Below are 21362 nucleotides of genomic sequence, written 5' to 3' on the forward strand. Positions count from 1 at the left end.
CGTGCGGCTCGCGGATCTGTCCTGGCCGGACGTCGCCGCACGCGCGGCGATCCTGGCGGTGCCGGTGGGCGCGACCGAGCAGCATGGCCCGCACCTGCCGCTGTCGACCGACACGGACATCGCGCTCGCGTTGTGCGATCGGCTGGCGGCGGCGCGCACAGACGTGCTGGTGGCGCCGCCGGTGGCCTACGGCTCCAGCGGTGAGCACGCCGGGTTCGCCGGCACGCTGTCGATCGGCCAGGAGGCGACCGAGCTGCTCTTGCTGGAACTGGGCCGGTCGGCGGCGGAGACGTTCCCGCGGATGCTGTTCGTCTCCGCGCACGGCGGCAACGCGGCACCGGTCGCCCGGGCCGTCGCGCGGCTGCGGGCGGAGTCGCGGGACGTCGGGGTGTTCCAGCCCCGCTGGGACGGCGACCCGCACGCCGGGCGCCCGGAAACCGCGCTGCAACTGACGTTGCGGCCCGCCGGCGTCCGGATGGACCGGGCGGTCGCGGGCGATCGGCGTCCCCTCGCCGAGGTTCTGCCGCTGTTGCGGGAAGGCGGGGTCCGCGCGGTGAGCCCGACCGGCGTGCTCGGCGACCCGACCACGGCGACGGCGGCGGACGGCCGGGCGCTGCTGGCCGGCCTGACCGCACAGCTGCTGTCCTATGTGGACGGCTGGACATGAGGACCGCGCTCGTCACCGGTGCGGCGCGCGGAATCGGGGCGGCGACCGTGCTGCGGCTGGCGGAGCAGGGTTACGCCGTGCTCGCGGTCGACGTCGCCGCCGATGATCCTGCGCTGCCGTACGCGTTGGGGAGCGAGGCGGAGCTGAGGGCGGTCGCGTCGAAGTCGGGGGCGGAGCCGTTCGTGGCCGACGTGCGGGATCCCGAGGCACTGGCCGCGGCGGTGGCCTGGGCGGAGGACCGGTGGGGTGGCCTCGACGTCGCGATCGCGGCCGCGGGGGTGATCGCCGGGGGCGTGCCGCAGTGGGAGGTGCCGCCGGAGCAGGAGGACGCGGTACTGGACGTGGACCTGCGCGGGGTGCTCAACCTGGCGCGGGCGGCGATCCCGGCGTTGCTGCGCCGTCCGGCGCCGAGGTCGGGCCGGTTCCTCGCGGTCGCCTCCGCCGCCGCCACGCGGGGGTTGCCGATGCTGGCGGCCTACTGCGCCGCGAAGGCGGGGGTGGCGGGACTGGTGCGCGCGCTGGGTGCGGAACTGGGCGGGACGGGGGTCACGGCCAACGCGGTCAGCCCCGGCTCGACCGATACGCCGATCCTCGCCGAGAGCGCCCGCTTGTACGGACTGCCGGGTGCGGCGGATTTCGCCGCGCAGCAGCCGGTCGCGCGGTTGCTGGAGCCGGCCGAGATCGCGCGCGTGCTGGCGTTCCTGGCCGCCCCGGAGAGCGGCGCGACGACCGGTGCGGTGGTGCCGGTGGACGGAGGGTTGGCCCTGTGACCGCACCGCCGACTCCCGGCTTCCGAGTCGCCGAGGTCGCCCGCCAACCGAGGCCTGGCCGGGTCACCGCGCTGCCGACCAAGGCCGCCGCTTCCCCGCACGGAGGGCCGGCTCGATGACCACCGCTCCCCTGCCCACCGGCTTCCGGATCGTCCTCGATCCCGACACCAAGCAGCTGCGCGACGACCTCTGGTTCGGTGGCTCGCCCGCCCGCGTCCTCCGGCTCACCCCGACCGGCCGGAAAGCCTGGCAGGAACTCGCGGCCGGGCCCGTCACCTCCCCCACCGCCGGGGCGCTCGCGCGGCGGCTCACCGATGCCGGCTTCGCCCACCCCGTCCCGCCCGCGCCCAGCGGCCCCGCCGATCTCACCTTCGTCGTCCCCGTCCTCGACCGGCCCGGCTCCCTCGCCCGCTGCCTGGCCTCGCTCGGCAACCGCCACCCCGTGCTCGTCGTCGACGACGGCTCGCGAGACCCCGAAGCGATCGCGAAAACAGCCGCCGCGCACGGAGCCACCCTCGTGCGCCGGAACGAAAACGGCGGTCCCGGCGCCGCCCGGAACACCGCGCTGGACCACCTCCACACCGAACTGGTGGCCTTTGTGGACAGTGACTGCACCGCCCCCGGTGACTGGGCCGACCGGCTCGCGGCCCACTTCGCCGATCCCCTGCTCGCCGCGATCGCCCCCCGCGTCCGCGCGCTGGCGCGGGACACCACGGCCGGCCGGTACACGAAAGCCGCCGGCAGTCTCGACCTCGGGGACCGGCCGGCGCGCGTCGCCCCGCGGACCCGGACCTCGTACGTCCCCACCGCCGCGCTGGTCGCCCGCCGGGCCACCCTGCACGAGATCGGCGGGTTCGATCCCGGACTCCGCGTCGGCGAGGACGTCGACCTCGGCTGGCGGCTGCACGCCGCCGGGCACCGCGTCCGGTACGCCCCGGACGTCCACGTCGGCCACCACGAACCCGGGACCTGGCGCGAACTCCTCGGCCGCCGCGCGCGGTACGGCACGTCCGCCGCCCCGCTCGCGCGGCGCCATCCCGGGAACCTCGCGCCGCTCGTGCTGCACCCGTGGCCGGCCCTGACCGTCGGCGCGCTGCTCGCCCGGCGGCCCCTGCTCGCGGCCGGCGGCTTCGGCGGCGCCGTCCTGAGCATGCTCAAAACGCTGCAGGACAACGACATCCCGACCGAGGGCGTGGTCCGCGCGATGGGCGCCGCCGTCCACCAGACCTGGCTCGGCGCCGGCCGCTACGGGACGCAGTTCGCCGCGCCCGTCCTCGCCGCGCTGCTGGTCCCCCGCGGGTGGGGACGGCGGGCCGCGGTCGCGTCGCTGCTGCTCGGGCCGCCGCTGACCGCGTGGGCGCAGCGCAGACCCGCCCTCGATCCCGTCCGCTACACCGCCGGCGCCGTCGCCGACGACATCGCCTATGGCGCCGGCGTCTGGGCCGGCTGCCTGACCCACCGCACCGCCGCGCCGGTGCGGCCCGAGATCGCCTGGCGCCCGTTGCGCGTCGACAGCAAGGAAAAGCGAGGCCCCGCATGAGCAACGCCTGGTTCGAATCGATCGCCGAAGCGCAGCGGCGCGCGAAGAAACGCCTGCCCCCGTCCGTCTACTCGGCACTGATCGCCGGCTCCGAAAAGGGCCTGACGCTCAAGGACAACCTCGACGCGTTCGACGAGCTGACTTTCGCCCCGCGCACCGCGGGGCAGTCGGGCGAACGCGCGCTCGCCACCACCGTCCTCGGCCGCGAAATCGCGCTGCCGGTCGTCATCTCCCCCACCGGCGTGCAGGCCGTCCACCCGGACGGCGAAGTCGCCGTCGCCCGCGCGGCCGCCGCCCGCGGCACCGCCATCGGCCTGAGCTCCTTCGCCAGCAAGCCGATCGAAGACGTCGTCGCCGCCAACCCGGCCACGTTCTTCCAGGTCTACTGGACCGGCGGCCGTGACGACATCCTCGGCCGGCTCGACCGCGCCCGCCGCGCCGGTGCCGCCGGGCTCATCCTCACCCTCGACTGGTCGTTCTCGCACAGCCGTGACTGGGGTAGCCCGCACATCCCCGAGAAACTCACTTTCCGCGAGCTGCTGCGCTTCGCACCCGAAGGCCTGAGCCGCCCGCGCTGGCTGCTGGACTACGCGCGCACCCGGCGGCTGCCCGACCTCGGCGTCCCGAACATGGCCGAACCCGGCACCCCGGTCCCCACGTTCTTCGGCGCGTACGGCCAGTGGATGCAGACGCCGCCGCCCTCGTGGGACGACGTGGCCTGGCTGCGCTCGCAGTGGGACGGGCCGTTCCTGCTCAAGGGCGTCATCCGCGTCGACGAGGCCCGGCGCGCGGTCGACGCCGGCGTCAGCGCGATCTCGGTGTCCAACCACGGCGGCAACAACCTCGACGGCACCCCGGCCACGATCCGCGCGCTCCCGGCGGTCGCCGACGCCGTCGGCGACCAGGTGGAAGTCCTGCTGGACGGCGGGATCCGCCGCGGCAGCGACGTCGTCAAGGCGCTCGCCCTCGGCGCGCGGGCGGTCCTCATCGGCCGCGCCTACCTGTGGGGCCTGGCGGCGAACGGCCAGGCCGGTGTCGAAAACGTCCTCGACGTCCTCCGCAACGGCATCGACTCGACGCTGCTCGCGCTCGGCCACCGCAGTGTGCACGACCTGAGCCGCGACGACGTCCGGATCCCGGAGACGTTCGTCCGCGCATTGGGCGCCGGCACACGAAGTTCAGTGTGAGTGGGCTTCTTCCAGCGTCGCCCCGGCGAGGCGGGCCGCGACGCCGCGGCGGAAGTTCGGGCAGTCGTGGACGTCCTCGTGCGGGCAGTCCAGGCCGTGCGCGATCGCCGTGCGGGCGGCCTGGGCGCGGGCGATCCGGGCGTCCAGTTCGGCGAGCTTGCGCCGCTGCAGTTCGCGCCAAGCCGGCGCGGCCGAGGTGCGCACGGCGAGCAGCGTCTTGAGTTCGCGCACGGTGAACCCGACGTCGCGCAGGATCAGGATCTCGCCCACCTGGTCGACGGCCGAAGGCGGGTAACGCCGCTGGCCGGCGACCCGCTCGGGCGCGGCGAGCAGGCCCTGATCCTCCCAGTAGCGCAGCGCCGAAGTGGCCACGCCGGTGCGGCGGGCCAGCTCGCCGATCGTCAGCAGCTCCTCGGGCATTTGACTTCGAGCGTACTTGAAGCCGTTCACTCGCGGCATGGCGAAGACAGGTCTCAAGCACCGGATGATCGGGCAGTTCCACCACCCGCGCGGGCTCGGCGGGCGGGTGGCCGGCTGGGTGATGGCACACCGCGGATCCAACCGGCGGCGCAACATCTGGGCGGTCTCCCTGCTGGACGTCCGGCCGGACGAGCGGGTGCTCGAAGTCGGCTTCGGCCCCGGGATCGCGCTCGGCGAGCTGGCCGCCCGCGCGACCCGCGGCCGCGTCTACGGCGTCGACCACTCCGCGGTCATGGTGGCGCGGGCGGCGCGGCGCAACCGGGCCGCGGCCGACCGGATCGAGCTGGTGCACGCCTCGGTGGAGCACCTGCCGTCGTTCGGCGAACCGCTCGACGCGGTCCTCGCCGTCAACAACGCGGGCTTCTGGCCCGACCCGCCGGAGCGGCTGCGCGAACTGCGCGGCGTGCTGAGGCCGGGCGGGCGCATCGCGCTCGCGTCCCAGCCGCGGTGTCCCGGCGCCGACCGGGGCACCACGGCCCGGGCCGCCCGCGAGCTGCAGGACCTGCTCACCGAAGCCGGGTTCACCGAGGTGCGGGTCGAGACGCTCGACCTCGACCCGCCGGTCGCCTGCGTCCTCGGCGTCAACCCGCGCTGACCAGACACTCCGCGGCGGTCACCCCACGGTGAAGCTCGCCGTGAGCGTGGCCGCCGAGCTGGTGCCGACGTAGATCTCGATCTTGCCCGGCTCGACCCGGAACTGCGCGGCGTTGTCGTAGAAGCCGACGTCGTCCGGGGTGAGCGTGAACGACACCGTCCGCGACGCGCCCGCGGCCAGGGTCACCCGCTCGAACCCGCGCAGCCGCCGGACCGGCTGCACGATGCTCGCGACCGGGTCGCGCAGGTAGAGCTGGACCACCTCGTCACCCGCGCGGGAACCGGTGTTGGTGACGGTCGCGCTCACCTGGACCCGGCCGCCGCGCGGGGACATGCGGGTGCTCGACAAGCGCAGGCCGTCGACGCGGAACGTCGTGTACGACAGGCCGAAGCCGAACTCGTAGAGCGGGCCGGTCTCCAGGTCGAGGTACTTCGACGTGTACTTGTTGTCCGGATCGGCCGGGCGGCCGGTGTTCTCGTGGTTGTAGTAGATCGGGATCTGCCCGACCGCGCGCGGGAAGCTCACCGGCAGCTTGCCGCCCGGGTTGACCGTGCCGAACAGGACGTCCGCGACCGCGTGCCCGCCCTGCACGCCCGGCGCCCACGCCTCGAGGATCGCGGGCGCGTTGTCGTGCAGGTACGGGATCGTCAGCGGGCGGCCGTTGACCAGCACCACGACGAACGGCTTGCCGGTCTCCTTGATCGCGGCCACGAGCTGCTGCTGCACGCCGGGCAGGTCGATGCTGCTGCGTGCGGCCGCTTCGCCGCTCATCGCCGCGGTTTCGCCGACCACGACGACGGTCACGTCGGCCGCGCGGGCGGCCTGCTGCGCGGCGGCGAACCCGCTGGTGTCGGTGCCCTCGACCGGGCACCCGGCGGTGTAGGTGACCTTGGCTCGGGGTGCCGCGGCCCTGATCCCGTCCACCACGGTCACCGGCGGGGTCGTGCCGGCACCGGTACCCAGGCCGGCCCAGGTGCCGTTGAGGTCGTAGGTCGCCGCGCCGAGCGGGCCGACGACGGCCACCGAGCCCACGGACCGGGCCAGCGGCAGCACCGGCCCGTCGTTCTTGAGCAGCACCATGCACCGCCCGGCGGCCTGCCGCGACGCGGCCAGCGCGGCCGGCGAAGGCGCTTTCACCTCGCCCGCTTCGTCGACGTACGGCCGTTCGAAGAGCCCCAGCTCGACCTTGACCAGCAGGATCCGGCGGACGGCGTCGTCGAGCTGGTCGAGGGTGATCCGGCGCCGGTCCAGCAGCTGCCGGCCGTAGGTGACGTAGTTGGTGCTGACCATTTCCATGTCGACCCCGGCGGGCAGCGCCGCCGCCGCGGCGTCCGCGCCGTCGCCCGCGAGGCCGTGGTTGATCAGCTCTTCGACGCCGGTGTAATCGCTGACGACGAACCCGCGGAACCCGTAGGCGCCCTTGAGGACGTCGTGCAGGACGTAGCCGTTGCCGTGCGCGGGAACCCCGCTGATCGTGTTGAAACTGGCCATCACGGTGGCCACGCCGGCTTCGACGCTCGCCTTGAACGGCGGCAGGTAGAGGTTGTGCAGCCGCTGGAGCGAGACGTCGACGGTGTTGTAGTCGCGGCCGCCTTCCGCGCCGCCGTAGGCGACGAAGTGCTTGGCGCAGGCGGCGAGGCGGTCCGGGGACGAGTAGTCGCCGCCCTGGTAGCCGCGGACCTTCGCCACGGCCATTTGCGAGGCCAGGTAAGGGTCTTCGCCCGATCCTTCGGCGATGCGCCCCCAGCGCGGCTCGTGGGTGACGTCCATCATCGGCGCGTACGTCCAGTGGATGCCGCTGCGGCGGGCCTCCTTCGCCGCGACCGTCGCGTCGGCGGCGGGCACGCCGGGGTCGAAGCTCGCGCCCTGGGCCAGCGGGATCGGGAAGTTCGTGGTGTAGCCGTGGATCACGTCCAGGCCGAAGATCAGCGGGATGCGCAGCCGCGTCCGCTCGACGGCGATCTTCTGCAGCGCGTTGAGCTTCGCGGCACCCACGACGGAGAAGACCCCGCCCAGCTGCCCGGTCGCCAGAGCCGTCCGCGCGAGGTCTTCGGTGCCGACCAGCTGCAGCTGCCCGAGCTTCTCGGCGACGGTCATCTTCCCGAGCAGGTCCTCCACCCGCGGGTTCCGTTCGGGCCGGGCGGCGGGGTCCGCGGCGGCGGGCGGGGCGAGCGCCGAAGCGACTCCCCCGGCGGCGAGGAGACCGCCGACACCGGCGAGCAGGCTGCGCCGGTTGACGCCGTCGGCGGTCGAAGTGGCTGCGTGGCTCTCGGGCTGTTCCATGGCGGGGACCCTTTCGCGAGAGAACGAAGGCCGCCAGCATAAGCACGATCGACGGGGCCGGCCGGGTGGTTTTTCCTTCCCACGAAGGGTTGTGGTCCGGACCCGGGCGTCCTACGGTCGGATCCGGACCGACACGTGGAGGGGGCGCCGTGCGGGCGTTCGGAGCTGTCCTGGCAAGCGCTTTCCTGCTGACCGGGGCGACCCCGGCCCTCGCGGACGCGGCCTGGTCGCCGTCCCCGATCGCCTGGACGACCTGTCCGGACGACCCGGACAACCCCGGCGCGCCCGACGGCGAATGCGGGACGCTGCGGGTGCCGCTCGACTGGGACCGGCCGTGGGGGCCGTCGATCGGCCTCGCGGTGGCCCGGCACCGCGCCACCGATTCCGCCCACCGCCTCGGCGTCCTGTTCGCCGACGCCGGCGGCCCCGGCTCGTCCGGTGCGGAGATCCCGCTGTCCCCCGGCTACTTCGGCGCGGAGATCCGGGCCCGGTTCGACGTCGTGGGCTTCGACCTGCGCGGCACCGGCAACAGCGGGCACATCGACTGCGATTTCCCGGCGCCCCCGCCCGACAACGAACCCGCCGACCGGACGAGGTTCGCCGAGCTGCGGGCGATCAACCGCCAGGTGGTGGCCGGCTGCCGCGCCCGGAACCTGCCCGTCTTCGACCACGCCGACACCGCCACCAACGCCCGCGACCTGGACGCCGTCCGCCGCGCGCTGGGCGAGGAGCAGCTCAGCTTCCACGGCGCCTCCTACGGCACGCTGCTGGGCCAGCAGTACGCCGAACGGTACGGCGACCACGTCCGCGCGATGGCGCTGGACGGGATCATCGACCACAGCGTTGATCTCGTGCACTTCGTGGGTGACCGGGCCGCCGCCGTCGACGAGCTGTTCGGGCAGTTCACCGCCTGGTGCGACCGGACGACGACCTGCGCGTTGCACGGCCGGGACGTCCTCGCGACCTGGCGGCGGGCCCGGACCGCCGCCGACGGGATGCCGTTGCCGCACAACTGGTTGCGTGACCAGGTGTACGAGGACATGCGCATCCCGGACTGGGACGACGTGGCGAGGGTGATCGCCGAGACCACCGGCGGCGATCCGCCGGTGCGGGCGCGGTTCGTGCCCAACTACGAGTCGGTGCGGCCGGCCGTCGTCTGCCAGGACTTCGACCTGCGGATGCCGGACTTCGCGCGGTATTCGGCGATGTACGCCGAAGAGCTGCGCCGCTCGCCGATCATGCGCGGCAGCACGATCGGCCACGACGAAGCCACCGCCTGCCTCGGCGTCACCGGTCCGCCCGCCAATCCGCCGCACCGGCTGGACAGCGCGCGGGCGCCGCGGATCCTGCTGCTCAGCAGCCGCTACGACCCGGCGACGCCGTACGCCTGGGCCGTGAACGTCCACCGCCAGGCGCCGGCCAACACGACGCTGCTGACCTACGAAGGCGCGGGACACGGGGCCTACCGGCGCACCGGGTGCACCCGGGCGGCGGTGGACCAGTACCTGCTGACGCTGAAGACACCCCACCACGACTTCAGCTGCCCGGCCTGAGCCACCGCCGGCCGGTCCGGCTCAGCCGAGGTGCGAGCTGATGACCGAGTAGTCGTTGCCGACGTTGGTGTACACCCCCGGGAAGTCCCTGCGGGCACAGCCTTCGCCCCACGAGACGATCCCGGCGAGCTTGCCGTCGACGTAGGCCGGGCCGCCCGAATCGCCCTGGCAGGAGTCCTTGCCGCCTTCGGGGACGCCCGCGCAGAACATCGAGGCCTTGTCGTACTTCGCCCCGCCGGTACGGTACTTCTCGGCGCAGGTGTCGTTGTCCACCACCGGCACCGACACCTTGAGCAGCGTGTCGGAGACGGCGCCGCCCTCCGACGTCGTGCCCCAGCCGACCACCGTGACGTCCTTGCCGGCCTGGTAGGCCGCGTCCCCGGCCGACTGGACCAGCATGGCCGGCTCGTACGGCAGGTCCTTGTCCAGCGTCAGCACGGCGTTGTCGTGCTGCATCCCGCTCATGTCGAAGTCCGGGTTCTGCCAGACGTCGCTGACGCCCGCCTTCGTTCCGGAGGTGTCGCTGAACTTCGTCTGCCCGCCGATGATCTCCATCTGCGCCGCCTCGACCCGTCGGTGCAGTGCGCGGCGGTCAGCACCTTGTTCTTCGCGACCAGGGTGCCGGCGCAGTGCTGCGCGCCGTTGACGTTGAAGATCACGGTGGCCGGGAACTCCTCGATCGTGGTCGGCGTGCCGCCCACGATCCGCGGGTCACCGGCCGACGCACCGGGGGCGGCGACCACGACGACGGCGGCGGCCACGGCGAGGGCCGTCGCGGCCCGCCGGACCACGGAACGTCCGTCTACCTGCATGAACATCTCCCTTCGGGGACCTGGAAGTGGTACCCGGGAGCAGACCAGACCGGCCGTGACCGCGGTTAGCTACGAAAGTCGCTTTCTGACGTCTTGACGATGATGGTTGGTTTTTGTCCGACCTGAGTGGCGAATAATCACCGGGCACGGTAGCTCGCGGGTCAATCCTTGACATGACGCCAACAGGGTTCTACCGTTTGCTCACCGCCGCCGGGTTGTCCAGACCAGTTATGTTCTGCGAGAGGACACCTCGATGCGCGTGCGTTCCCTGCTCGTCCTGCTGGCGGTGCCGGCCCTCGTGGCCACCGCGGCCCCCGCGCGGGCGGCCGACCCCTCCGTGGCGCCCGGCGGCAACTTCGACCTCGGGATCTGGCAGCTGCAGGAGCCGGTCGGCTCCCCCGGTTCGCCGACCACCATCTCCTCGTCCCGGCTGCAGGGCCCGAACGGCTTCCAGGACAGCTACTTCTACACCGACACCCGCGACGGCGCGATGACGTTCTGGGCACCGGAAAAGGGCGTCACCACCCCGAACTCGAACTACGCGCGGTCCGAACTGCGCGAGATGAACCGCGACGGCTCGGCGGCGAACTGGTCGTTGAGCGGGTCGCACAAGCTGAGCGCGACCCTGCGGGTGGTGTCGGTGACGAAGAACGTGTGCGTCGGCCAGGTCCACCTCGGCACCGGCGGCTCGTCGACGAAACCGTTGCTGGAGCTGTACTACCACTCGAACGGCGACATCGTCCTCGGCACGGAGAACTCCCCCGACGGCGGCCAGACGGCGCACACGGTGGGGCACGTGTCGATCGGCAAGACGTGGACCTACACGATCGGGATCTCCGGCGGGAACACGATCGACCTGACCGTCAACGGCAGTACGACGCACTACTCGATCCCGTCGTCGTTCAAGGCGTACAAGCAGTACTTCAAGGCGGGCTCGTACAACCAGTCCTCTTCGGACAGCACGACCAAGGGCGCGCGGGTGGCGTTCTACGGCCTGACCGTCTCGCACGGCTGACGCCGTCCGGCCCGGTGGCCGCCACCACCGGACCGGCTCGCCGTCAGCGCCAGCCCAGCTCCGGGGCCACGTGGGTGAGGATGCTCTCCAGCACGTGCGCGTTGTAGTCGACGCCCAGCTGGTTCGGGATGGTCAGCAGCAGGGTGTCCGCGGCCTGGATCGCCTCATCCTCCTTCAGCTCCCGCACCAGCTCCTCCGGCTCGGCGGCGTACGACCGGCCGAAGATCGCCCGGGTGTTCTCGTCGATCATGCCGACCTGGTCGCGCGAGTTCCGGTCGCGGCCGAAGTACGCGCGGTCGGTGTCGTTGGTCAGCGCGAAGATGCTGCGGCTGACCGACACGCGCGGTTCGCGCTCGTGGCCGGCCTCCTTCCACGCCTCGCGGTAGGCCTCGATCTGCTTGCGCTGCTGGACGTGCAGCGGCTCGCCCGTCTCGTCGTCCTTGAGCGTGGAGCTCTGCAGGTTCATGCCCAGCTTGGCGGCCCAGACGCTCGTCGCGTTGGAGCTCGACCCCCACCAGATGCGGTCGCGCAGGCCCTCGGAGTGCGGCTCGAGCCGCAGCAGACCCGGCGGGTTGGCGAACATCGGCCGCGGGTTCGGCTGCGCGAAGCCCTCGCCCTCGAGCAGCTTGAGGAAGACCTCGGTGTGCTGCCGGGCCATGTCGGCGTCGGTCTCCCCCTCGGCCGGGGCGTACCCGAAGTAGCGCCAGCCCTCGATCACCTGCTCGGGGGATCCCCGGCTGATGCCGAGCTGGAGCCTGCCCCCGGAGATCAGGTCGGCCGCGCCCGCGTCCTCGACCATGTACAGCGGGTTCTCGTAGCGCATGTCGATCACGCCGGTGCCGATCTCGATCTTCGACGTGCGCGCGCCGATCGCCGACAGCAGCGGGAACGGGCTCGCCGCCTGCCGCGCGAAGTGGTGCACGCGGAAGTACGCGCCGTCGACGCCGAGCTCCTCGGCCGCGACCGCCAGGTCGATCGACTGGTGCAGGAAGTCGGCGGCGGAGCGCGTCTCGGAGTGCGGGCTCGGCGACCAGTGGCCGAACGAGAGGAAGCCGATCTTTTTCACGCCCGGTTCAGCGTCCGGCGGCCGGGTTTGATTCCCCGGTGTGAGCGGGCCGACCGCCGCCGCACCCCGCGCGCGGCGGCGGCCGGGGCACTCAGCCGCAGTGCTCGGCCTTCTCCTGGTCGGTCATCGGCGCGGTGTGCTGCGTGATGTCCCCGGTCGAGCCGGGCACGGGGCCGTCCGCGTCGAAGTCCTGGTACCAGATGTAGTGGTCGTAGAACCTGTCCGGGAAATGCATTTCGTAGGTGCCGTGCACCCGCTGCATCTTCGGCGCGCGTTCCACCCAGCCCTTTTCCCCCGGCCGGACGTCGACGTTGGTCGCCTGCCCTTCGGTGTGCGAAGACTCCCACGTGTGCTGGTAGGACGTTTCGATCGACACCTTGAACACTTCCGAGAAACCGTATTCGGCCGAAAGGGAAACGCCGAAGCTGTTCGACTCCCCCGTCGTGTCGGACCAGTTCACCGTGCTGCGCTGCAGATCACCGGTGCAGTTGTAGGCGGCTTCGCCGACCTGGTGGCCGGGTCCGGTGTGCTCTTCCGGCGGCCCGGCCGGGTGGAACACGCACGAATCGGTACCGTTGTCGCACTTGTCGAGCAGTTCGCGCGCCGTCGGCCCGCCGTCCGCCGAGGCGCCGGGTGCCGTCAGCACGAGGCCGGCGGCCGTCAGCAGGCCGAGGCCCGCCGCCGTCCACGCGTTTCGCTTGCCGGTCATGGTCACTCCTTCGCTCAGCTGAACCCGATGGACTGCGTGCGGTTGTCCATGAAGGACCCGACGTTGCCGGTGTTCTCCTTGAACGGGCCGTCCCGGTCCCCGCCGAGGTTCGGCTCCGGGTAGAGCCAGACCCAGCAGTCGCCCCACGGCTGCACGGACGAGATCTTGTTCTTCCAGTCGTCGCCGAGGTCGAACTGCCAGTTGACCCAGCCGTCCTTCTTGCACAGTTCGGGTCCGGTGATGGTCAGCGAGTTCCCGGTGTAGTCGGGGCCGTCGAAGAACGTGCCCTGCACGACCTGACCGGCCCCTTCCGCGACGAGTGCCGAACGCTCGGCGCCGCATTTCCGAACCCCGGTTTCGGAGTTCAGCACGCAGTGCCGGGTCGTCGTCGCGGCGACCGCCGGAACGGCACCGAGCAGGCTCACGCTCGCCGCCGCGGCGGCCGCCATGGTGGCTGTTCTGGTCCAATTGCGCGCCATTGTTTTCCCCTTTCCAGGGAATCGGGAAAGATCTTCCCTTCCGAACGTACGACGCTCCCGGCGGATAGGCGCGCGTGTTGCCCATCGGGGCATCGGGGTCTGCCCCATTCCCTCGTGGGCCCCGGAGCCGCCGTGCGGACCACCCGGGTTCGCGGTACAGTACGCCGTCCCGGTGACAGCCCCCGTCGATCTCGTCACCCTCGGTGACACGATCATGAAAATTCATCCCGCCATAACTTGACTCATTCCAGAGAAGGCCCCTAGGGTGGCCGACGTGATGACCGACTTCGAGGCGCAGCTGCGAGCGGTCTCGTTGCGGGTGACGCGGCCGAGGCTGGCCGTGCTCACCGCGTTGCGGGACCACCCGCACGTGGACACCGAGACGGTGATCGAGCTGGTGCGGGCCGAGCACCCGACGGTGTCGCACCAGACGATCTACGACGTCCTGCGGGCGCTCACCGACACCGGCCTGGTGCGGCGCATCCAACCCGCGGGCGCGACCGCCCGGTACGAGTCCCGGGTCGGGGACAACCACCACCACGTCGTGTGCCGCACCTGCGGCGCGATCGCGGACGTCGACTGCGCCGTCGGCCACACCCCGTGCCTGACCGCCTCGGACGACCACGGTTTCGTGATCGACCAGGCGGAGGTCGTGTACTGGGGCACCTGCCCCGAGTGCGCGGCCACCCGAACTCCCGAATGATCGCCGGCTCCGGAAGGAAGTAGATGAGCAACACCCAGGACAACACCCCCTCGAGCGCACAGGGTGTGGACCAGAAGGCGGCGGCCGGCTGCCCGGTCGCACACGACTCGGTGACCTCGCGCGGCAGCGAGAGCGAGAACCCGGCGATCGACTCGCCGACGTCGAAGACGGGTGGCCGTCCGCGCTCCAACAAGGACTGGTGGCCCAACCAGCTCGACCTGACGGTGCTGCACGCGCACTCGTCGAAGAGCAACCCGCTCGGCGAGAACTTCTCCTACGCCAAGGAGTTCGCGAAGCTCGACGTCGAGGCCCTCAAGCGGGACATCACCGAGGTGCTGACCACCTCGCAGGACTGGTGGCCGGCGGACTTCGGCCACTACGGCGGCCTGATGATCCGGATGAGCTGGCACGCCGCGGGCACCTACCGCATCTACGACGGCCGCGGCGGCGCCGGTGACGGCGGACAGCGCTTCGCGCCGCTGAACAGCTGGCCGGACAACGCCAACCTCGACAAGGCGCGCCGCCTGCTGTGGCCGGTCAAGCAGAAGTACGGCCAGAAGATCTCGTGGGCCGACCTGCTGGTGCTGGCCGGCAACGTGGCCCTGGAGTCGATGGGCTTCAAGACCTTCGGCTTCGGCTTCGGCCGCGTCGACACCTGGGAGCCCGAGGAGATCTTCTGGGGCCCCGAGGACGACTGGCTGGGCGACGAGCGCTACGCGAGCGACTCCGAGATGGTCCCCGAGCTCGGCGCGACCGAGATGGGCCTCATCTACGTCAACCCCGAGGGTCCCCGCGGCAGCGCGGACTTCGAGGCGGCGGCCCACTTCATCCGCGAGACCTTCGCCCGGATGGCGATGAACGACGAGGAGACCGTCGCCCTCATCGCCGGCGGCCACACCTTCGGCAAGACCCACGGCGCCGGCGTCGCCGACGACCACGTCGGCCCCGAGCCCGAGGGCGCCCCGCTGGAGGCCCAGGGCCTCGGCTGGCTGAGCACGCACGGCTCCGGCAAGGGCCCCGACGCGATCACCAGCGGTCTCGAGGTGACCTGGACGGACAAGCCGACCCAGTGGAGCAACCGCTTCTTCGAGATCCTGTTCGGCTACGAGTGGGAGCTCACCACGAGCCCGGGCGGCGGCAAGCAGTACGTCGCCAAGGACGCGCCGGAGATCATCCCGGACCCGTTCGACCCGAACAAGAAGCACAAGCCGACGATGCTCACGACGGACCTGTCGCTGCGCTTCGACCCGGTGTACGGCCCGATCTCGCGCCGGTTCATGGAGAACCCGGACGAGTTCGCGCTGGCGTTCGCCAAGGCCTGGTACAAGCTGCTGCACCGCGACATGGGCCCGGTCAGCCGCTTCCTGGGCCCGTGGGTGGCCGAGCCGCAGCTGTGGCAGGACCCGGTGCCGGCCGTCGAGGGCGAGCTCGTCGGTGACGCCGACATCACCGCGCTGAAGGCGAAGGTGCTGGAGTCCGGCCTCACGGTCTCGCAGTTGGTTTCGACGGCGTGGGCGTCGGCCGCGAGCTTCCGCGCCACCGACAAGCGCGGTGGCGCGAACGGCGCCCGGATCCGCCTGGAGCCGCAGCGCAACTGGGAGGTCAACCAGCCGGAGCAACTGGCGACGGTGCTCTCGAAGCTCGAGGAGATCCAGCGCGAGTTCAACGGGGCGGGCGGCGCGCAGATCTCGCTGGCCGACCTGATCGTGCTGGCGGGTTCGGCGGCGGTGGAGAAGGCGGCGCGCGACGCCGGCGTCGAGACCACGGTGCCGTTCCACCCGGGCCGCACGGACGCCTCGCAGGAGCAGACGGACGTCGACTCGTTCAAGGTGCTGGAGCCGCGCGCCGACGGGTTCCGCAACTACCTGCGCGCGGGCGAGAAGCTCCAGCCGGAGACGCTCCTGGTCGACCGCGCGTACATGCTGAACCTGACGGCCCCGGAGATGACGGTCCTGGTCGGCGGCATGCGGGCCCTGGGCGCCAACACGGGCGGCAGCCAGCACGGCGTCCTGACCGACCAGCCGGGCGTGCTGACCAACGACTTCTTCGCCAACCTCCTCGCGCCGGGCACGAAGTGGAAGGCATCGGAGTCCGAGGAGAACGTGTACGAGATCCTGGACGTGAGCACGGAGAAGCTGAAGTGGACGGCCACGGCGGTCGACTTGGTCTTCGGAGCGAACTCCCAGCTGCGGGCGCTGGCCGAGGTGTACGCCAGCGACGACGCGCGCGAGAAGTTCGTGTCGGACTTCGTGGCGGCGTGGACGAAGGTCATGGAACTGGACCGGTTCGACCTGGTCTGATGTTTTTTAGTGACGGGCCCGGCCGATCTTCGGCCGGGCCCGTTCGTTCGTCAAGATCGAGCGGCTTGTACGGCGGCGAAACGGTTCTTGACGTTGTCGGTGAGACGCTTCAAGCCGAGCAGTTCCAGTACCGCCCGCTGCAGAGCCTCCTCACCGACGTTCCCGTCCCTCTCCTCGACGTGGTCGAGCAGCGCCGCCAGCTCGCTCGGAGGAACCTCGTCCAAGGAGCGCGGTCCCAGCATCCTTAGGCGCACCTCCGGTTGGTCGGGAAGCCGATACGTGCGCGGCTTGATCCCGCGCTCACCGAGGGGGTTGTCCTCGACAAGCTGCCCTTCGCGGACGGCCTGAGCGATCGCCTTGTTCAATTCGCTCGCGACCAGCTTGGTGACCCGGACGGCACCGGATGCTCGGACGTAGGCGGTCTGCAGCCGACCGCCCAGTACCGGCCCCTCGGCCTCGACGATGTGCACGAGACCTTCCAGCAACTCCCTGCGTGACGCGGAACCGATTTGGCTCACCGTGCCGTCGAAGTGGCCGTAGGCCGCCAGCAGCGAGCCCGCGGCCGACGACACCGGCTCCTCGACCGTCACGGACCTCGAAGGGTCCTCGTGGGTCACGACTTCCTCGGCCGCCGCCGGTGCCGCCACTACCTGCTGGAGAGCCACCGGCTCCACCGCGATCGGTTCGGACTCCTCCGGTTCCGGCAGGACCTCGAGCCGCGGCGTGAGCACGGGCTCGACGACCGGCACACGTGGCTCGGCGGCCGAAGTGTCAACGGTGTCCGGAATCCATCCGGAGGGATGGATGTCGAGTTCCTGCAACGACTCCCACAACCGGGCCAACGCCGCCGGCCGGTCGGCGTAGAACTCCGACTCGCGGATGCGGAAGAACCGCCAGCCACACCTCTCGAGGTCACGTTGCCGGGCGAGATCGTGCTCGTACACGTCCGGCCCGTGCCACGCATCGCCGTCGCACTCGACCGCCAGCCGCGCCTTCCGGCCGACGACCACCAAGTCGATCCGGTAGCCCTCGACCGGGAACTGCGGAACAACGCTGTACCCGCGGTCCACGAGGCGGTTGAACACCCGTTGCTCGAACAACGAGTCGAAGGGCTCCACCCTCCGGTCTTCGGGCACGGCGGTGTGCCTCGCGTCGTCGATGCCCTCCGCGCGCCCGGACCACGCGTAGCAGTAGTCCAGCAACTGGAAACGCATGTCCTCCGGGTTGCCGAGGTCGGACAGGCGCAGGGAGTGGAACACCCACATCTGGTCCTTGGCGCGCGAAGCAGCGACGTTGAACCGCTGGACGTACATGTCCTGCGTCAGCGAACCGATCCGCTTTCCCGGCTCCGGCGCCTTCACCATGGACAGGAACATGACGTCGCGCTCCGAGCCCTGGAAATCCGCCGAGTCCCCGCACCGCAGCTCGCGCGCCTTCCACTCCTCGGGCGGGATGCGCTCCAGCAAACGCTTCTCGATCCGCTTCGCCTGAGCACGGCCGAGCAACGACACGACACCGAAGGTGAGCCCGTCGTACCGCGGGTCGGTGACGCACTTTTCGATCTGGTCGACGATGGCGTCCGCTTCCACCGGGTTCACCTTGTCGGTCACACCGCGCTCGTAGCCCGCCTCGAGGAACACCGCCTTGATCGGCTCCAGGCGATCCGCGCCGTACTGGCGTACCGGCACCAGCCGGATGCCGTCGGGCTCGTAGGCGATCCGGTTGGAGAAACCGATGATCTCGGGCACGCAGCGCCGGTGCTCGACCAACGTGGTCATGCCCTCGAAGCGCATCTTCGCCTCGTCGAAGAGGCTTCGCTTGGGGTCCTGCCAGGACGCGCGGTACGGGTCGTCCCACAAGTACTGCTCGGCGAGATCACGCAGTTGCTGCTGATCGGTGCCCACCGCTGAGGGTGAGACCTGCTTGTCGTCGCCGATGACCACGATCTTGGGCGCGAGGTACTGGAGGAACGTAGCTTCCAGACCCGCCTGCGACGCCTCGTCGACGATCACGACGTCGAACATGTCCGGTTGCACCCGGAACTGTTCGGCGATCCGGTAGACCGGCATGATCCAGACCGGCACCGCGGGACGGCAGCGGTCCATGGCCGCCTTGATGTCGGCCCGGCGCTTGTCGGCGTACATCCCGGTGCCCTTGCCGAGCAGCTTGACCAGCTGGGCGTACTGCAGAAGGTCGGCACGGGCCTTGCCGGAAAGCCGCTCCGGCGAGACGGCGTGCCCCCAAGCGCGTTCGGCGGCCAGCCTCTCGACGCGGCCGCGCAGCTGTGCCTCGAGCTCCAGCACTTCGGCCTGCAGGGTGTTCACGTCCTCGCCGCCGCGCCCGAGCACCCAGCCCCGCACCTCGGCCCAGACCCATGCCGCGTCCCAGTCCGCCAGCCGGTTGGCCCACACCGGATCGCGGGGATCCGCCGACACGGCCTCGTACAACCCAGGCAGGGACTCGGTCATGGCCGCCGCGATCTCGTCGCGACGGCGTACCAGCCTCGCCACCTCGCTCAGCCGGGCCAGGCGGTGGTGGGCGACCGCGTACCGCTCGTGGGCGCGCTCCTCCACAGCGGCTGCCAGGTCCTTCACGCACGGCGCGGCATCCGCCCACCGCGCCACGTCGCCGACGGTCCGCGCGAGTTCCACGAGCGGCGAACTGGCGGCCGTCCGGGCGTCCGACACGGCCGCGGCGTCGACGAGCCGCGCGTAGGTCTGGACGGCATCGAGGTCGGTCCAGTTCGGGCGTGGGAGTCCCAGTCCGGCGAGGCCGCGCTCCTCGGTCTCGAGGGTCTCCCCCAGTGCCAGGACGCGGCGCAGCTGCGCCAGTTCCGTCACGTGCCACTGCAATCGTTCGCTCAGCGTGTCTTCGGCGGGGATCCGCACCGAGTCCGGCCACGCCCGGTCCAACGCGTCGAGCATCCGAGACGCCTCGGCCCAGGTCAGGAACGAATCGAGCTGGGTCGCAGCGGTCGGCGGCACACCGTTGACCCGCACCGCTTGGAACAAAGGCTGCGCCTGTTTGACGGCCTTGGCGGCGAACGCTCCCGTCTTGGGTGATCCGTCCGGGTTCGTCTTGAGGGTGTTGCCGCCTCCGATGTGGGCGCGCAGCGCCTTGGCCAAGCCGACGAGCGCACCCATGTCGGAGGGAGCGACCCGTACGTCGGTGAGCGGGCCGAGACTGGTCACCAGAGGCCCCGCGTAGCCGATGAGCTGAGCGATCTGGTCCGCCCGCGACCGCCAATGGTTGGCTCGCCCGGCGAGCACGTCGGCGAGCGAATCGTTCATCCACGCTTCACGACGGCGCGAGAGTTCTTCAGCCTCTCGAGCGAACCCGTTGAGCCGCTGACGCAGCACAGTCCGCGTCGAGGGGTCCAGCCGGCGCACGCCCTCGAACGCGGTGTGGTGGGTCAGGGTGCGGTGGCTTTCCTCGACCGAGATGGCCTGCCGTTCCCCGGCCACCAGCGACGAGAACGCCTCCGGCGAGGGCACGTCGGCCAGGGGGATCAGCCGGAGCCGGGACTCGGGCTCGTCGCCCGCGAGCTCGTCGTCCACGACGCTCCGGTGCCACTCGACGAGGTCGCCGGCGGGGACCGGAGAAGGGGCGAAATCACTCGGGGAAACCAGATCGGCCACCCACCCGAACCGGTCCTGCTCCGCTTCGACGCGTTGCGCGATGGCAGCGACCGTGCCGTGGTAGCCACCCACTTCGAACTTCACGACCTCTTCCCCGCGCGCGTCGAGCAGGCGCCGGTACAACGCGGCACGTCGCAGGCGGAGGTCCTCGATCGCCGTGAGTTGGTCGTCGACGACCCGACGGGCGGCTGCCGCGTCGTATTCACCGGCCACGTGGCTGATCCGCTCCACCGCGACCTTGAGGTCTGCCAGGTCGGAACGCGAGGAGCCGACAACCGAGACGGCCAGCGGTGCGATCGCCGGTGGGAGTTTCGCCCGCACCTCCTTGAGGGCACGATCGGTGTGCGCGGTCACCAGCACGCGTTTGCCCTGCGCGAGCAAGTGGGACAGCAGAGCCGCGACGGTGTGGGTCTTGCCGGTTCCCGGTGGGCCTTGGACGAGGGTTTGCGCCTTGGCGTCGACTTGCGTGAGCACGCGCAACTGCCGCTCGTTGACCGGCAATGGCAGGAACGGGTCCGCATCGACCTCCACCAAGGCACCTGCCTCGGGCGAACGTTCCGAGACCGGCCGGTGATCGGGGTCCACCAGCGGGAGCAGGCCGTCCGGGACGACGCCGGACTCGCCGAGCTGGTCGGCGACCGCGTCGAGTATTTCGACGATCCCCTGCGTCGAGCGCCTCCGCAGGATCAACGCCGGAGCGAACGCCGCGACGGCGTGTGCGCCCGGCTTCTGCGGCTCGTCCTCATCGAGGTAGGCGGCGTCACTGTCGAGGGCGTTCACCAAGCGGCGCACCACACCGCCGACGCCTTCGCGGTCCACCACGGAGGCGTCGAATTCGCGAGCTTCGTTCCTGATCTGGACGACGTGCGGCGGATTGGCCACCCGGCCGGGATCGAGCATCTCCAGCTCGACGGTCAAGCCGGCCGCGACCTCGGTCTGGTGGACGGTCAGCCGTCCGGTGCCGTCGTCGAAGTTGATCGTGGCGGGCACCGTGACCAGGTGCCGCCGCACGACGTAGTCGCCGGGCGGCGCCCACGACAGGCAGCCCACCCCGACGACCAGTTCGAGTTCCTCGGCGTGCCCGGTGGCGGTGACGTACGCGGAGAAGAGTTCGTTGTAGACGTTTCGCGCCGGTCGGTCGGTGCGCTCGCGCTCGGCCCAGGCAGACCAAGCAGCTTCCCATTCGGCATGAGCCTCACGGATTCCCGGCGCATCCTCGAGGGCAGTGCTGTGCTCCCCTTCGGCCAGCGAGTCCCGCAGTGCCGGCGGAGTGACCGGGTCGTCCCACTCACCGTCCAGCCAGGGCCGCAGGTGCGCTTCGGGTTCCGGAGGCTCGTGGTGCGCGACCCGCTCGATCGTCAGCAGAGCAGCTGAGTCGTCACCGCCGGCGGAGCGGATTGCGGGATGCTCGGGCAAGCGCCCGAACCACAGCACGGACTCGTAGCTGTCGGTGGTGCGAGGCGGGTGGGACTTGAGCTGCTGGCTCCGGGCGAGGAACCGGAACAACCGCACCGCTCGATCGACCGCAGCACTCTGCTGTGCTGAAGCAGCGCCATCGTTCGCCA

General features: G+C 71.3%; 15 protein-coding genes and 1 pseudogene. 9 read left to right on the forward strand and 7 right to left on the reverse strand.

Annotated elements, in window-relative coordinates; all coding sequences use genetic code 11:
- The first annotated feature begins 1 nt into the window (after position 1).
- The 4 genes from mftE to mftD all read left to right on the forward strand — a co-directional run bounded on the left by mftE (position 2) and on the right by mftD (position 4164).
- Positions 2 to 667: a mycofactocin biosynthesis peptidyl-dipeptidase MftE gene (gene mftE, locus AB0J40_RS20250; RefSeq protein WP_364455658.1), complete on the forward strand. Its 666-nt coding sequence runs from the start codon at positions 2 to 4 to the stop codon at positions 665 to 667.
- On the forward strand, positions 664 to 1437 hold the full coding sequence (locus AB0J40_RS20255) for a mycofactocin-coupled SDR family oxidoreductase (protein ID WP_364455115.1): 774 nt from the start codon (positions 664 to 666) through the stop codon (positions 1435 to 1437). The genes mftE and AB0J40_RS20255 overlap by 4 nt, the downstream gene beginning before the upstream one ends.
- Positions 1438 to 1552: 115 nt before the next feature.
- Positions 1553 to 2977, forward strand: coding sequence for a mycofactocin biosynthesis glycosyltransferase MftF (gene mftF / locus AB0J40_RS20260; protein WP_364455117.1), 1425 nt, complete (start codon positions 1553 to 1555; stop codon positions 2975 to 2977).
- A complete protein-coding gene (gene mftD, locus AB0J40_RS20265) occupies positions 2974 to 4164 on the forward strand; it encodes a pre-mycofactocin synthase MftD (RefSeq protein ID WP_364455120.1) in 1191 nt (396 codons plus the stop codon). Before mftF ends, mftD begins: the two co-directional genes overlap by 4 nt.
- Here mftD and AB0J40_RS20270 read toward each other — a convergent pair.
- A complete protein-coding gene (locus tag AB0J40_RS20270; protein ID WP_364455122.1) occupies positions 4156 to 4584 on the reverse strand; it encodes a MerR family transcriptional regulator in 429 nt (142 codons plus the stop codon). The genes mftD and AB0J40_RS20270 overlap by 9 nt on opposite strands.
- 37 nt (positions 4585 to 4621) lie before the next feature.
- On the opposite strand from AB0J40_RS20270, the gene AB0J40_RS20275 reads away from it, so the two are divergent.
- The gene (locus AB0J40_RS20275) at positions 4622 to 5239 is read left to right on the forward strand and encodes a methyltransferase domain-containing protein (RefSeq protein WP_364455124.1); all 618 of its coding nucleotides are present in this window, start codon (positions 4622 to 4624) and stop codon (positions 5237 to 5239) included.
- Between the two features lie 18 nt (positions 5240 to 5257).
- Here AB0J40_RS20275 and AB0J40_RS20280 read toward each other — a convergent pair whose 3' ends face one another.
- On the reverse strand, positions 5258 to 7522 hold the full coding sequence (locus tag AB0J40_RS20280; protein ID WP_364455127.1) for a glycoside hydrolase family 3 N-terminal domain-containing protein: 2265 nt from the start codon (positions 7520 to 7522) through the stop codon (positions 5258 to 5260).
- Positions 7523 to 7671: 149 nt separating this feature from the next.
- Between AB0J40_RS20280 and AB0J40_RS20285 the strand changes: the two genes are divergently transcribed.
- Positions 7672 to 9075: an alpha/beta hydrolase gene (locus AB0J40_RS20285; RefSeq protein ID WP_364455130.1), complete on the forward strand. Its 1404-nt coding sequence runs from the start codon at positions 7672 to 7674 to the stop codon at positions 9073 to 9075.
- Between the two features lie 21 nt (positions 9076 to 9096).
- Here AB0J40_RS20285 and AB0J40_RS20290 read toward each other — a convergent pair.
- Positions 9097 to 9893, reverse strand: a pseudogene (locus AB0J40_RS20290) (serine protease).
- 247 nt (positions 9894 to 10140) lie between these two features.
- On the opposite strand from AB0J40_RS20290, the gene AB0J40_RS20295 reads away from it, so the two are divergent.
- Complete coding sequence (locus AB0J40_RS20295; protein WP_364455133.1) at positions 10141 to 10902, forward strand: polysaccharide lyase family 7 protein; 762 nt, start codon at positions 10141 to 10143, stop codon at positions 10900 to 10902.
- 43 nt (positions 10903 to 10945) lie between these two features.
- Here the strand turns inward: AB0J40_RS20295 and AB0J40_RS20300 are convergent, their stop codons facing one another.
- The 3 genes from AB0J40_RS20300 to AB0J40_RS20310 form a co-directional block, all read right to left on the reverse strand.
- Positions 10946 to 11968, reverse strand: coding sequence for an LLM class flavin-dependent oxidoreductase (locus AB0J40_RS20300; protein WP_364455136.1), 1023 nt, complete (start codon positions 11966 to 11968; stop codon positions 10946 to 10948).
- A gap of 91 nt (positions 11969 to 12059) precedes the next feature.
- The gene (locus AB0J40_RS20305) at positions 12060 to 12677 is read right to left on the reverse strand and encodes a hypothetical protein (RefSeq protein WP_364455137.1); all 618 of its coding nucleotides are present in this window, start codon (positions 12675 to 12677) and stop codon (positions 12060 to 12062) included.
- Positions 12678 to 12691: 14 nt separating this feature from the next.
- Positions 12692 to 13156: a hypothetical protein gene (locus AB0J40_RS20310; protein ID WP_364455140.1), complete on the reverse strand. Its 465-nt coding sequence runs from the start codon at positions 13154 to 13156 to the stop codon at positions 12692 to 12694.
- Positions 13157 to 13433: 277 nt separating this feature from the next.
- Here AB0J40_RS20310 and AB0J40_RS20315 point away from each other — a divergent pair, with 277 nt between their 5' ends.
- A complete protein-coding gene (locus AB0J40_RS20315; protein ID WP_364455143.1) occupies positions 13434 to 13859 on the forward strand; it encodes a Fur family transcriptional regulator in 426 nt (141 codons plus the stop codon).
- Between the two features lie 23 nt (positions 13860 to 13882).
- Entirely contained in the window at positions 13883 to 16159 is a 2277-nt protein-coding gene (katG, locus tag AB0J40_RS20320; RefSeq protein ID WP_364455145.1) for a catalase/peroxidase HPI, read from the forward strand.
- A gap of 50 nt (positions 16160 to 16209) precedes the next feature.
- On the opposite strand, the gene AB0J40_RS20325 is transcribed toward katG, so the two are convergent.
- Positions 16210 to 21309, reverse strand: a complete 5100-nt coding sequence (locus AB0J40_RS20325) for an AAA domain-containing protein (RefSeq protein WP_364455148.1) — start codon at positions 21307 to 21309, stop codon at positions 16210 to 16212.
- Between the last annotated feature and the right edge of the window lie 53 nt (positions 21310 to 21362).

The sequence above is a fragment of the Amycolatopsis sp. NPDC049691 genome (assembly GCF_040675005.1).
Taxonomy (GTDB): domain Bacteria; phylum Actinomycetota; class Actinomycetes; order Mycobacteriales; family Pseudonocardiaceae; genus Amycolatopsis.